Below are 13,364 nucleotides of genomic sequence, written 5' to 3'. Positions count from 1 at the left end.
TCTGGAAAGCCATCGCGAGCAGGAGGCCGCCATGCCCAGAACCACCGTCGTCCGTGGTGAGCGGATCGAGCTGCCGAATACGCTCGCCGAGATCCGGGCCGCGCTCCCCGAGGACCGTCGCGAGGAGTTCGACAAGGTCATGTACGAGACCCCGCTCGATCGGCTCGAACGCGACGCCATCCTGCACTGGGCGCTTCCTCCGGAGGCCCAGGAGGACGACGAGGCCGTGCACGAGCGCCTCAAGGCCGGCGACTTCGGCGACTGCGTGGACCGAGACGGGAACGCGATCACATGAGCTATCGCGTGCAATACACGAATGAGGCCGAAGACGGCCTCAAACCCCTGTCCTCCGGGCAGGTCCGGGCCTTCAAGAACGCCGTGGACTCGTCCATCGGCCGCGACCCCTACGGGTCCGGCTCCGTGCAGGTCGGCAGCGACCGAGACCGCCGGGAAACCACGATCTCCGGGGTGTTCGTCCGCTACACGATCAGCGCCGGAGTCCTCGTCGTCACCATCACCCGCACCGTCTCGCTGTGAAACCGCCCATCTGCCCAGGGCACTGACGCCGACCCGCCGGGACGACGTGCGTCTCGGAAGACCGGCCCCGATGTCCCGCCGGGCGAGGTCGGGTTTCGCCTTGGCGTCGCCGAGGTGTGGACTTGGTCAGTGTGGGATGTCCACCGGGGGCAGGACCTCGGCTGTGGGGGAGAAGCGGGTGGGGACGGCGAAGGTGCCCTTGGTGGGCGGTGGCTCTTGGTGGTCGGCGGCGGATTCGGCTCGGCGCAGGACGACCAGGGCGGCGATCGGCGGAGCCGGCGCCTCGGGGGCCAGGAAGGGCTCGTCGGCGACACCCGCGAAGGCCTCGCGGGCGGTGCTCGCCGGGTCGGGCGCGGCGTACTCCAGGATGTCGGCGCCCAGCCGGCGGCCGGTGTTGCGCAAATGCAGGTACGCGGTCGTGCAGACCTCGCGTGCGGCGGTGCCGTCCGCCTCGGCCAGCGCCCGTTCGTAGGCGGCGTGCACCTCGGGCGGGGTGGCCGCCGGGGTGATCCCGAGGACGTCGTAGGGCGATCGCTCCGCTGCGGGCATGATCCGTGCTCCGGGGTCGAGGTCCATGGTCCGTGGTTCGTGGTCCGAGATGTGGGCGGTCGGGTGGGCGGCGGGGTGCGGCCGGTCGGTCGACGCTCGGTCAGTAGTAGCCGTGGATCCGGGCCCGGATCTCGTCCAGGATCTCCCGGGTGCCGTCCGTGGGGTGGTACTCGTTCGCGCGTTCCAGGTGCACGAGCGCCGTGTGGTTGTGTCCCATGTTCGCCTGCCGCACCCCCTCGTTGTGCAACGCCAGCGCCAGCAGCACGGTGTTCTCCGGGGTCAACGGGATCGCCTCCAGCACCCGGATCGCGTCCTGATAGCGCTCCTCGCCCAGATACACCGCCACCAACGCGTCCCGCAGCCTCGGCTCCTCGTGCTCGGCGAGGGCCCGACCGAGCACCTCGATCGCCTCGTACGCGCGACCCTTGGCGAGCAGGTCGTAGCCGCGGTCCACCACCACCACGATCCACGCCTCGCGCAGCGGCTCGATCTCCAGGCCGTCGGCGATCTCGCGGCGCAACAACTCCTCGGCGACCTCGTAGTGCCGCGCGTAGTAGTGGTTGAACGCCAACGCGCGGCGCGTGGGCGGGTCGTCGCCGTAGTGCAGGGCCTCTTCGAGCAGGGTGATCGCCCGCTCGAAGTCCTCCTCGCCTTCGCTCGTCCGCGCCGCCTCCACCAACAGCGCGGCCACCCGACGGCGCGCCTCGGCGGCCGGCGACTCGTTTTCGCCACCGGTGTCCGCGAGTTCGAGTGCCTCGCGCATCGCCGCCACCGCCTGCTCGCGCGCGCCACCGCGCAGCGCGAGTCGCTCGGCGCTCAGGAACAGCGCGTTGGTCAACCCGATCCGACCCGCCTCGCCGGGATCGAGCGCGAACGCCTCGCGCATCGTCGCGACCGCCTCCTCGACCGCCGCGTCGGTGCCGGTCGCCAACAACTCCATCACCAGCCCGCGCAGCGCGCCGGCCGCCAACGACCGCACGGCCGCGTCGTCCGGGGTCAGCTCCAACGCCCGGCGAACCAGCGCGATCGCGTCGCGGTACAGCTTGCGTTCGTGCGCCTGCCGGGCGAGTTGCGCGTACGCCCCGGCCAACGCCGCGCGCAGACCCGGCCCGTCCGGGGCCAGCGCCCACGCACGGGACAACAATCGGGCCGCCTCCGCGTGTTCGTCCGGATCGGCGGCCAACACCGCCTGCGCGGCCTGGATTCCGACCCGGGCGGCGAACTCCATCGCGTCCGCCGGCAGCGGCGCCGCCTGCTCCAGACACCCCAACGCCGGCGCCCACTCGCCGCGTTCGCCCAGATCCCGGGCCTGGGCCAGGTGCGCCCGGGCCAGCAGCGCGGCCACCCCCGGCGTCGCGGCGGGCCCGGCCAACCCGGCCAGCGCGGTCAGCCCGGAGACCGCCTCGTCGAACCGGCCCGCGTCGATCAGATGGTGGTACAGGCCCAACGGGCCGAGCAGATCGGCGGTGTGCGCGTCCACCGCGCCCCGGACCGCGGCGGCCAGTTCGCGGCCCGCCGGCGACCCGTGCTCGGGGTCGGCGACCCGCTCCAGGAACATCGGCCCGCACACGATCGAGGCGGGTGCCGGCTCGGTATGCGCGACACGTTCGGTCGCGGCCACCTCCAACGCCCAGCGCTGTGCCAACTCGCGGTACAGCGCGGCCACCGCGCCCTCGCTCTGCCCGGCCCGCTCACGCAACTCGCGGTGCACCCGTTCGATCTGCTCGGTGCGCGCGATCCGGATCCGCTCCTCGGAGATCTCCCGCCCGGTGCGCGCCTCCAGATCGATCCAGAACCTCGGGCTGTACAGCACCGCGGCCCAGGTTCCGCACACCAGTTGCCACATCGCGGTGGTGTGACCCGCGTCGTCGGCCAACCCGGCGCGCAGCGCGGACAGCGCCAGACACTGGAGGTTGCGCACATCGGTGGGCGCCGCCCGCTCCAGTTCGAGCCGAATCGCGATCGAGGCGTCGTGCCGATCCGCCCGGGCGTGCGCGAGCGCCTGCCACGAGCGCAACAGCGGCCGGGCCCGACGCACCTGCGGCAACTCCGGCACCAGGTCCGCCGCGCGCTCCACGTCCGCCGACGCGGCGACCAGGTCGGCGCTGTGCGCGGCGGCCCGGCGCACGTACACCCGAGCCGCGATCAACCTGCCCGCGTCGCTCGCCCCGGGGCCGGCCAACAACTGCTCCAGACCCGCCAACGCCGCGTCGTGATCGCCGCGCTGGGCACGCAGCAGGGCCAACAGGTGGTGTGCCGAGGTACGCCCACTGCCGCTCGCCCACCGGGTCAGCTCGGCCTCCGCCGCCGCACCCGTGCCGGCCTGGTGCGCGCACGCGGTCAGCGCGGCCGACATCGCGTCCGCGCAGCCCCCGCAGCGGGCCGGCAGGTCGCCGCCGAGCACGCCGTGGTCGGCGCAATAGGCCCGCCCGCACTGGCCGCATACGGCCCGCGCCGACGCGACGCACCCGGCCGACTCGCACACCGCCGTGTGCGGCTGCGGCTCCACCGGCCCGGGAACCACCAGCGCCTGCCGGTACGCCTGGGCCGCATCGCCCCACCGGCGGGCCCGCGCGGCGTGCATCCCGCGCACCGCCCACGCGGCCGGTTCGGCCTCGGCCAGCGCGCCCAGCGGAACGGTGCCCGCGCCGAGCGCGAGTCGGGCCAGCGGCGCCAGATGCCCCACGCGCGGATCGGCCACCGGATCGAGCGCGGCCGACAACCGCACCGCGACCGCCGGTTCACCCGCGTACAGCGCCGCGATCGCCAGGTGCACCCGGATCCGCCGATCGCCCGGCACCAACGCGACCGCCGCGTCGAGCCGATCCCGTGCGGCCGTCAGCGGCGCGCCCCGGTCGCGGCCGAACCGCAACAACTCGGCGCCCTCGCGAAACAGGGTCTCGGCCAGCGCGACCCGATAGCCCTCGTGGTCGGGAAACGCGTCCCGACACGCCTGCCAGTGCTCACGCGCGAGCGCGTGGTCGCCGGCCGTGAGCGCGGCCCTGGCCAGCAGATCGCGCGCGGTGGCCACGTTGTGCGCGCGGATCGCGTCGTTGACCCCGCCCGGCGCCGCCCACAACTCGTCCGCCCGATCCACCCGACCCAGTCGGGCGTACCCCAGGCCCAGATGGAAGCGCGCCGCGCCGGTGGGCTCGGTACGCACCGGCCCCAGCACCTCGATGCCGTCCGTGATGCGCCCCGCCGCGATCCGGGCCGCGCCGAGTCGGACCACGCCCGGCGTCCAGTCCGGGCGGGCCGCCAACCCGCTCTCGTACGCCTGCGCCGCGCCCGCGTGGTCGCCCGCGTGCTCGCGGACCAGGCCCAGCCCGAAGCGGGCCGGCGCGTACTGCGGATCCAGCCGGGCGGTGGTCTCGAACTCGCGCCGGGCCAGCGTCCACTCGTCCTCCAGCACCGCGAGCTGCCCGCGCGCGTAGTGGGCCCGCGCGTCGCCGGGCGCGGCGGCCACCGCGGCGTCCGCGTCGGCCCGCGCCGCGCCCAGATCGCCCTCGTCCCGATAGGCGATGCCACGGAAGAGCAATGCCTCGGCCGCCAACGGCGAATCGTCGTCCACCCGGTCCAACACCCGCCAGAACGACGCGATCGCGTCCTGACGTCGCTCGCGCCGCAGCCGTACGCACGCCTGCCGGTGGTGCGCGAGCGCGCTGTCGTCGCCCGCCTCGATCGCCGCCGAGAACGAGGCGTCGGCCGCCTCCAGTTCACCGGTCGCGCTGTAGGCGCGGGCCAACAGGTGGTGCTGCGCCGCGTCGCGCTCGCGGATCTCGGCCAGATGCACCACCGCGCGCTCCGCGGCACCGAGTTCGAACAGCGCCCGGCCCAGCCCGAAGCGGGCCCGCGCGTGCCTGGGCTCGGCCGCCACCACCCGCTCGAAACAGGGTGCCGCCGCCGCGAAGTCGCCGTCCTCGTCGTGCAGCGTGCCCAGCGTCAGGTTGGCCGCGACGTGACCGGGCTGCGCCGCGAGGACGCGCCGCAACACCGGGAAGGCCGCCACGCGGTCCCCCCGGGCCAGCGTGAGCGTGACGAACTCCAATTGCACGTCCGCATGTTCGGGCAGCAGGTCGGCCGCCCGGCGGAGCGGCTCCAGGGCCGCCGCGTCCCGGCCCAGCGCGTGCTGCGCGCGGCCCAGGCCGAGCCAGGCCTGGGCGTGCGTGGGGGCCAGTGTGCAGGTGCGGGTGAGCAGGGCCACGGCGGCTTCGAGCGCCGCGGCTCGCGACATCTTGTCGGCGGGCTTGCGGCGCAGATGGGTCAGCGCCATCGCGTACAGCACCTCGGGCCGCTCCGGCTCGATGGTCAACGAGCGCTCGAACGCGGCGAGCGCGTCGTCCGGGCGACCCGCGTCGCGGTACAGCCTGCCCAGTTCGTAGCACGTGGACGCGCGCGGCACGAGCCGGTCGGCGCGCTCGAACGCGGCGGTCGCCTCGGCCGCCCGACCGAGGTCGCGCAGCGCGCACGCGCGGCCGTACACCGCCCACTCGGTCCGCGGCGCGCCCGCCTCGATCCGGCCCGCGAGTTCCGCCACCGCGAGCAGTTCGGCCCTGGGCAGGCCGGGCGCGACCACGCACCGGGCCTCCAGGAAGTCGTACGCGGCGTGATCGGGATCGGTGTCGGTGCGGGTGACCAGGTCCACACAGATCGCGATGTCCAGCGCGCCGGGGCCGGCCCGCCGGGTCGCGTCGGCGGCGGTCAGCTCCAGCGCGGCGGCGGGCAGCGCGGTCAGCGCGAACGCGGTCCGGAACGCGGTGATCGCGTCCGCCGAGCGGCCCTGTCGGCTCGCCACCTCGCCCAGGCCCACCAGCGCCCGCCCCCGGGTCTCGGCGTGCGCGTCGGCGATGCCGGGCTTGACCAACGCGTCCGCGATGCGGCGATAGCCGCGCTCGGCCGCGGCCAGTCGGCCCGCCCGGTGCGCGGCCTCGGCCTGGGCCAACAACGTCTCGGCACGCGCCGCGATCGACGCGGGTCTGCGCCGGAATCCGAACCACATCACAGCGGCCACCAAAGCGAGGAGGGCCGCGATGGCGGCGAGAAGCGGGACCGTCATCGGGCGGCCCGCGGGGTATGCCGAACTACGTCGATCAACGGGTCCCCCGACCGTTCAACCCAACAAACACCGTTCATCCCAGCATCGAGCGCTCATGCTAGAACACGCGTCATCCGACTTTCAGGTGCTTGGCGGCCCCGGCTTGGGCAAAATCGCGCCGCGTGTGAACATGGCGACACCGGCGCGCCGACCGCCGCCGACTACGCTCGGTGGCCATGAGCAGCACACCGCCCCCGGATCGACCGACCGAGCAGGATTTCCACCGGCTGCTGGAGCGTACCGGTGCCGAGATTGCCCCGGGCCTGACCGAGGACGAGTTCGAATCGGTGGAAAAGGAGTTCGGATTCCGGTTCGCCGCCGATCACCGTCTGTTGTTGTCGGCCGGCCTGCCGGTCGGGAAGAGCTGGCCGAAGTGGCGTGACGGCAACGCGCGGAGCCTGAAGGCGCAGCTGGGCTGGCCGAGTGAGGGTGTGCTGTTCGACGTCGAGCACAACGCTTTTTGGCCCTCGACGTGGGGCGCGCGTCCGGCACAGCTCAAGCACGCGCTCAAGTCGGCGCGATATCACCTGGCGCGGGTGCCGACGATGGTGCCGGTGTACGGCCACCGCTACCTGCCCGGCACCGAGGGCCAGTGGGGTCACCCGGTGTTGTCCATGATGCAGACCGACATCGTGGTGTACGGCGCGAACCTGGCCAACTACCTCGCGGCGGAGTTCGCCGGCGGGACGATCGAGCAGGCGCCGGTGACGGTGCCGTTCTGGCGCGACCTGGTCTCGTGAGCGGGTACGTCCGGCGCGCCGACGTCTCGTGACCCGGGTGTCGCCCGAGCCCGGGGTGTCGCCCGAGCCCCGGGTGTCGCCCGGCCGCCGCCCGGGCCCGGGCGCAGTGCCGCGGCGCGGCCGCCGCGACGAACGCGAACCCGGCCGAGGTCCGAGCCCAGGCCGCTCACCACGGCCGACAACCTTCGGTTGTCGGTGCGGGTAATCGGTTGTTGGCCCTGGAGACACCCGCCGATGTCTGCTGGATCCCGGCGGGTGCACCGGCGCACCCGAGCGGTGGACCCGGGCACGCGGACACCGCAACGCCAGGACCGACCCGGGAGCAGACCGCGATGCAGGCGCCGACACCGACCGGACCGGCGGACCCGTCCGCCATCACCACCATTTTCGATGCGCCCGGATTCCTCCCGCAGTTCATCGCCGGCAATCGTTCCAGGGCGCTCGTCTGCGGACTGGATCCGTACGAGTACGACCGGGTCACCGCCGACCTCGACACGCTCCGCGACTGGTTGCCCGCCTTCCGGCGGGTCGGCGAGAGGTACCGCCACGCGGGCGAGACGTACGCGGCGGACGGGCGCGTGGTGTCCGCGGGCGACGCGCTGCGCACCGCCGCGCGCTGGCTGCACTGTGCGACGTTCCCGCCGCTCGCCGAACACGAGCGCACGATCGCGGCGGCGCGCGAGGCGGACGCGGTGATGGCACGGGCGTTCGCGTACCTGGACCCGGGTGCGGTGCGGATCGAGGGGGAGGGGTTCGCGGGATGGCTGCGCCGGCCTCCCGGCTGGGTCCGGCCGAACCGGGTGGTGGTCGTGGCTCCCGGCCTCAACTCCGGCAAGGAGGAGTTCCACGCGGTCGACGAGGCGCTGCTGCGACGCGGCGTCGCGAGCTTCTCCTTCGACGGCCCCGGCCAGGGCGTCCTGGTCGACACCGCGCCGCGAGCCGACTACCACCGCGTGGTCGGCCGGGTGATCGACGCCCTGGAGACCCGTACCGACCTGGACACCGGCGCCGGCGTCGGCCTGGTCGGGATGAGCCTGGGCGGCTTCTACGCGACCCTGACCGCCGCGCACGAACCACGCGTGGCCGCAACCGTCGCGGTCAGCGGCCCGTACCGGCTCGACTGGGCCGAACTCCCGCTGTTCGTGCGGGAGACGCTCACCGTGCGCACCGGGAGCGCGGGCGCCGCCCAGGAGTTCGCGCGCGGCGTCGATCTCGCCGGGATCGCGACGGGCATCGGCACGCCGCTGCGGGTGGTCGAAGGCGGCGAGGACATCACGCCCGGCGTACTCCCCGCCGAACGTGCCGCTCACCAGGCGCCTTCGGGCGAACTGCTCGTGGTCCCGTACGGCGACCACCTGCTGTGCAACGCGCAGTCCGCGTGGCTCCCCGACACCGCCGACTGGCTGGTGGACCGACTCGGGTAGCCGACGGCGTCAGCGAGTCAGGCCCGCGTCGTGGGCGATCAGACCGGCCTGGGTGCGATTGGCGCAGTCGAGTTTGGTCAGGGTGCGCGAGACGTACGCCTTGACGGTGGCCTCGGTCAGGTGCAGGCGGGCCGCGATCTGGGAGTTGGACAGGCCCTCGCCCAGACAGCCCAGGATCTCGGTCTCCCGGTCGCTGAGTTCGCGAATCGTGTGGAGGGCCGCACGGCGCGCGGTGTCGCGGGCCGCGCTCGCGCCGATCAGATTGCGGGCGGCGGCCGGCGACAACACGGTATTGCCGTCGGCGGCCACCCGCAGCAGGGCGATCAGGTCCTCGGGCGGGGTGTCCTTGAGCAGGAAGCCGACCGCGCCGGTGTGCAGCGCGCGCAGCACGTGGTCGTCGGTGTCGATCGTGGTCAGCACGACGACCTTGGGCGGCGTGTCGAGCCGGACCATCCGGCGCAGCGCGGACAGCCCGTCCACGCCGGGCATGTGCAGATCCAGCAGGACCAGGTCCGGGCGATGCCGGACCACCTGTTCCAGCGCCTCGGCGCCGTCGTACGCCTCGCCGACGATGTCGAGATCCGGGGCACCGCCGAGGATCGTGCGCAGGTGCGCGCACACCATGCGCTCGTCGTCCACCAGCAGGAGTCGGATCATGCGGCACCTTCGTCGAGATCTCGGTGGGGCAGGAGGGATACGGAGGGGATCGGGACGAACGCGTCCAGCACGAAGCCCCCGGTGTCGTCGGGTCCGGCACGCAGGCGCCCGCCCAGGAGTTCGACGCGTTCGCGCAGGCCGAGCAGGCCGGTGCCGCCGGTGCCCAGGTCGACGTCCGGGGCCCGGGCCGCCTCGGTGTTGGCGACGGTGACGCCGATGCCCGAGGGCTCGTGCCGGATCGACACCCGCACCCGGGCGCCGGGCGCGTGCTTGTGCACGTTGGTCAGCGCCTCCTGCACCACGCGCCGCACGGTCCGCGCGGCGGCCGGCGCGTCCCCGGCGGCCGGTACGCCGGTCACCGTCGACTCGATCGTCACGCCGGCGGCGCGCGAGTCGGCGATCAGGTCGGATACGTCCGGCCCGTTCGGCGTGCCGACCGACGACGGATCGTCGGGGGCCTTCGATCCCGCGATCGGTTGGGCCGGGGCACCCGGCCCCGGGATCGGTTCGTCGGGGGCGCGCAGCACCGCGACCAGTTCGCGCAGCTCGGCCAGGGCCTGACAACCGGTCAGGCGTAGCTCCTCGGCCGCCGAGCGCACGTCGTCCTGCTTGGCGATCGTGCGCAGCGCGCCCGCCTGAAGCACCATCAGCGAGACCCGGTGGGTGATCATGTCGTGCATCTCGCCCGCCAACCGGCGCCGTTCCTCGGCCCGTGCCCGTCGATCGCGTTCGGCCTGCTCACGCTCGACCCGTTCGGCGCGCTCGGTCAGCGCGAGCAGCAGGCTGCGGCGCGAGGCCAGGTACATCCCGAGCAGCAGCGGGGTGCCGATGGCGAGGAACTCGACGAAGACGTCCGAACCCGGTTGGGCCCGCCACGGTTCGCACATGGTCACCGCGAGCCCGGCGGCGAGCAGCCACTTGGCGGGCCGGTGCGCGGCGTACGCGCCGAGCGCGTAGGCCGCGAACGGTTCGGCCAGAACCGGACCGCCGATCGACAGCGCGAAGACGATCGCGGCCGAACCGAGCGGCCGGCGGCGACGCGGGATCAGCGCGGCGCCGGCGGCCACCTGGATGAATACTCCCCACCACGGCACGTTCTGCGGCGTCTGCCATCCGCCGTTCTCGAACGAGTCCAGCGCGCGCAGCAGTCCCGCCAGGGCGGCGACCGACATCGCCAGCACGACGTCGAAGACGAGGGCGCGCGGGATCGACCCGGGCGGCGGACGGTACACGTCGGCCAACCTATCGGGAGGGGTCCGGGCGTTCGGCCACGCACCGCGCACGTCCGCGATCGGGCCACGCGGGGTCCGTGGGATCCGCGCGATCGGCCCCCGGTTCCTGCGGTTCATTCGGTCCCGAGCGCGCCGAGCACCGACATGCGCGCCGCCCGACGGGCAGGCCACGCCGCCGCGAGCACGCCGACGCCGATCGCGCCGAGGACGAACAGGACGATGCGCGGCCACGGGATCGTGGCGCCCAGGGGGACGTTGCCCAGGTCGATGCCGCGCACCGCCAGAACGCCCACCGCGACGCCCAGGACGACTCCGAGCAGGGCGCCGAAGAGCGAGATCAGCGCCGCCTCCAGGCGGATCAGGTCGCGCACCCTGCGGGCGTCCAGGCCGATCGCGCGCAACAGGCCGATCTCGCGGGTGCGTTCGAGCACCGACATCGCGAGGGTGTTGACGATGCCGATGACCGCGATCAGGACGGCCATGCCGAGCAGGCCGTAGACGATGTTCAGGAGCAGATCGATGCCGGCCGCCAGACCCTTGCGCAGCTCGTCCTTGGATTGCACGCGCAGCGCGGGGTCGGCGCCGAACGCCTCGTCCAGGGTGGCGTGGAGGGCCTTGGCCTCGCCCGACACGGCGCGGACGAACACCTGGCGGCCGAGCGGGCGTTCCAGGTGCGGGTCGAGTGTGTGGGTGGAGACCAGGTAGGGCGCCACGATCGGGTTGGCGCGGTAGATGCCGCCGACGCGCAGTGTTCCCGGGACGCCGTCGGGGAAGGTCACGGGCACGGTCATGCCGACCTCGAGCCCGCGCGAGTCCGCTTCGATCCGCTCGACGAGCAGGTCTGTGCCGAGTGCCTCGGGTCCACCCGCGACGAAGTCGAGACGCATCACCCGGGGGCCGGCGACCGCGTCCATGGCGGCGAGTTCGCGCTCGCCGCCGGCGATCCTCGCGGCGCTCGTCCGGTACACACTCGCGGCGGCGACGTGCGGGAGACGGCCGATCCGCTCCATGGTCTCGGGAGCCATCGGGTCGCGCAACGTGGTGGACACCGCGTAGTCGGCGGTCAGCCCGCGCGCCGCCGCGTGGTCGAGGCTGTCCCGCAACGACGCGCCGATCACGGTCAGTCCGGTGACCAGGAACAGGCCGATCATCAGCGCCGAGGCCGTTGCGGCGGTACGGCGCGGATCGCGCAGCGCGTTGCGGCTCGCGAGCCGGCCGGTCACCCCGAACACCCGGGTGAGCGGGCGGGCGAGGAGGCCGATGACGGCCACCGACAACAGCGGGATCAGCATCAGCACGCCGGTCACCGCGACCACCCCGCACACCACGATCAGCATGGGCTTGCCATCACCGCCCGGCGCGACGCGCGTGGTCACGTACGCGCCGGTGACGCCTACGACGAGCAGGAGCAGGCCGAGCAGATTGCGGCGGAGCAACCCCGTGGGGTTGGGCGGGCTCGCCCGGAGCGCGGCCATCGGGGGGATTCGGGCCACCTTGCGGGTGGGTAGCCACGCGGCGGCGACGGTGACGCCGACGCCCACGACGAGGGACCACAGGATCGTGGCGGGCCGTACCACGAGTGGGCCGCGCGGCGGTTCGGCGTCGGTGCCGCGCAGCAGGGCGAGCAGTCCGGCGGCGAGGGCGATGCCCAGGAGCAGGCCGAGCAGCGCGCCGACCAGGCCGGTGGCCAACGCCTCGAAGCGCACCGAGCGGGTGACCTGGCGGCGGGTGGCGCCCACCGCACGCAGCAGCGCGAGTTCGCGGGTGCGCCGGCCGATCAGCATGGTGAAGGTGTTGGTGATGATGAACGTGCCGACGAACAGCGCGATACCGGCGAATACGAGCAGCCCGGTGGCCAATCCGACGGTGCCGGCCGCGGCCAGGTCGCGGCGTTCGGCGGTGAGCGTGGCGCCGGTGACCACCTCGGCACCGGCGGGGACCAGGGCACGGACGGCGTCTATCACTGCGGCGTCGGTGGTGCCGGAGTGGGTGGAGGCGGTGATCAGGTCGTACGTGCCCGGGGCGGTGAACAGGCCCTGCGCGGTGGAGGTGTCGAACAGGGTGAGGGTGGCGCCGAGGCGGATTCGGGCGTCGTCGGCGTGCACGGTGCCGACGAGCGTGGCGTCCAGCGTGCCGCCGCCGGCGACCACGCGCAGCCGGTCGCCGACCCGGTAGCCGGCCGAGCGGGCACCCGCGTCGTCCAGGGCGATTTCGCCCGAGGCGGTGGGTGCGCGACCCGAGGTCACCCGGTACAGCGGATCGGAACCGTCGGGCCCGGGCGCGTGGTTGGTGCCCACCGCCTCCTCGACCCGGCCGACCAGATGCCCTTTGCGGTCGACGACCACGGCGGGCCCGGAAACGGAACCGCGCACGGACTCGACGCCGGGCAACGCGCGCAGCCGATCCACCAGGTGTGCGTCCAGCACGGGTCGGTCGGGCGTGTCCTGGTCGGGATCGATGCGGACGCCGACGGCGACCCCCGCGAAGTCGTCGGCGGCGGCCGACGCGGACGCCTCGGTGATGCTGTCCTTGAGGGTGAGCACACCGGAGACGAACGCGACGCCGAAGACGATCGCGAGCACCGTCAGAGCCAGGCGCGCCCGCTGCGCGGCAAGGGTACGAAGGGCGTTCCTGAGCATGGGCGACGTCCTGAACACGATGGGATTCCGGCCGAAGTCGGCAAGACCCCACCACCCTCACGCGGGCCCATATCCCTTCGATACGTCCACGGGAGGGCCTCGGTATCCACCATCGCCACCCCAGTGGTCCGATCGGACCACCCGAACCAACAAAGGACGCACCGCCGTTGCGAGACGGACGCCTCACCTCACCGCGTAACGCCGGTCGTGTTCCGCTGACTTCGCATGCGGTGGGCTCTTCCGGCCATGGTTCGAGTTTCGAGCCCTGTCCCAGCCGTCCTCGCGTTCGTCCGCCGTAAGCGTGTTGTTACAGAGTCTGCTCGTTCTCGGGTCGACCGAGCGTCCAACCTGTTGCCGGGGTATCCGGTGCGCCCCGGCGGAACCCGCCCGGCGTGTGGGCCGTTGCGGGCGTCCGGGGCGTGCCGGGATGTCCGCTGTTCCCTCTCGTGACCATGTCACCGGTCTGCGACAGCGGCGTCGTGGACCGTCGA

Annotated in this window: 9 protein-coding genes; 4 read left to right on the top strand and 5 right to left on the bottom strand. The window is 73.6% G+C overall.

Annotated elements, in window-relative coordinates:
- Positions 1-31: 31 nt before the first annotated feature.
- Positions 32-295, top strand: coding sequence for a hypothetical protein (locus ACIRL2_RS38340; RefSeq protein ID WP_395859491.1), 264 nt, complete (start codon positions 32-34; stop codon positions 293-295).
- 8 nt (positions 296-303) lie between these two features.
- Positions 304-537, top strand: a complete 234-nt coding sequence (locus tag ACIRL2_RS38335; RefSeq protein WP_395859490.1) for a hypothetical protein — start codon at positions 304-306, stop codon at positions 535-537.
- 126 nt (positions 538-663) lie between these two features.
- Here ACIRL2_RS38335 and ACIRL2_RS38330 read toward each other — a convergent pair whose 3' ends face one another.
- Positions 664-1,113 carry a hypothetical protein gene (locus tag ACIRL2_RS38330; RefSeq protein ID WP_395859489.1) on the bottom strand — a complete coding sequence of 150 codons (450 nt, stop codon included), beginning with the start codon at positions 1,111-1,113 and terminating at the stop codon, positions 664-666.
- 73 nt (positions 1,114-1,186) lie between these two features.
- A complete protein-coding gene (locus ACIRL2_RS38325; protein WP_402238552.1) occupies positions 1,187-6,142 on the bottom strand; it encodes a tetratricopeptide repeat protein in 4,956 nt (1,651 codons plus the stop codon).
- A 215-nt stretch (positions 6,143-6,357) separates the two neighbouring features.
- Between ACIRL2_RS38325 and ACIRL2_RS38320 the strand changes: the two genes are divergently transcribed.
- Both ACIRL2_RS38320 and ACIRL2_RS38315 read left to right on the top strand, forming a co-directional pair.
- A complete protein-coding gene (locus tag ACIRL2_RS38320; protein ID WP_395859487.1) occupies positions 6,358-6,921 on the top strand; it encodes a hypothetical protein in 564 nt (187 codons plus the stop codon).
- A 332-nt stretch (positions 6,922-7,253) separates the two neighbouring features.
- Complete coding sequence (locus ACIRL2_RS38315) at positions 7,254-8,345, top strand: alpha/beta hydrolase family protein (protein WP_402238549.1); 1,092 nt, start codon at positions 7,254-7,256, stop codon at positions 8,343-8,345.
- A gap of 9 nt (positions 8,346-8,354) precedes the next feature.
- On the opposite strand, the gene ACIRL2_RS38310 is transcribed toward ACIRL2_RS38315, so the two are convergent.
- From ACIRL2_RS38310 to ACIRL2_RS38300, 3 genes are all read right to left on the bottom strand, one after another.
- Positions 8,355-9,002: a response regulator gene (locus ACIRL2_RS38310; RefSeq protein WP_395859485.1), complete on the bottom strand. Its 648-nt coding sequence runs from the start codon at positions 9,000-9,002 to the stop codon at positions 8,355-8,357.
- Positions 8,999-10,234, bottom strand: coding sequence for a sensor histidine kinase (locus ACIRL2_RS38305; protein WP_402238547.1), 1,236 nt, complete (start codon positions 10,232-10,234; stop codon positions 8,999-9,001). The genes ACIRL2_RS38310 and ACIRL2_RS38305 overlap by 4 nt, the downstream gene beginning before the upstream one ends.
- A 113-nt stretch (positions 10,235-10,347) precedes the next feature.
- Positions 10,348-12,873 carry an FtsX-like permease family protein gene (locus tag ACIRL2_RS38300; protein WP_395859483.1) on the bottom strand — a complete coding sequence of 842 codons (2,526 nt, stop codon included), beginning with the start codon at positions 12,871-12,873 and terminating at the stop codon, positions 10,348-10,350.
- Positions 12,874-13,364 lie beyond the last annotated feature (491 nt).

Source organism: Embleya sp. NPDC127516 (genome assembly GCF_044765325.1).
GTDB lineage: Bacteria > Actinomycetota > Actinomycetes > Streptomycetales > Streptomycetaceae > Embleya.
This window is presented reverse-complemented; position numbering and strand designations above follow the sequence as displayed.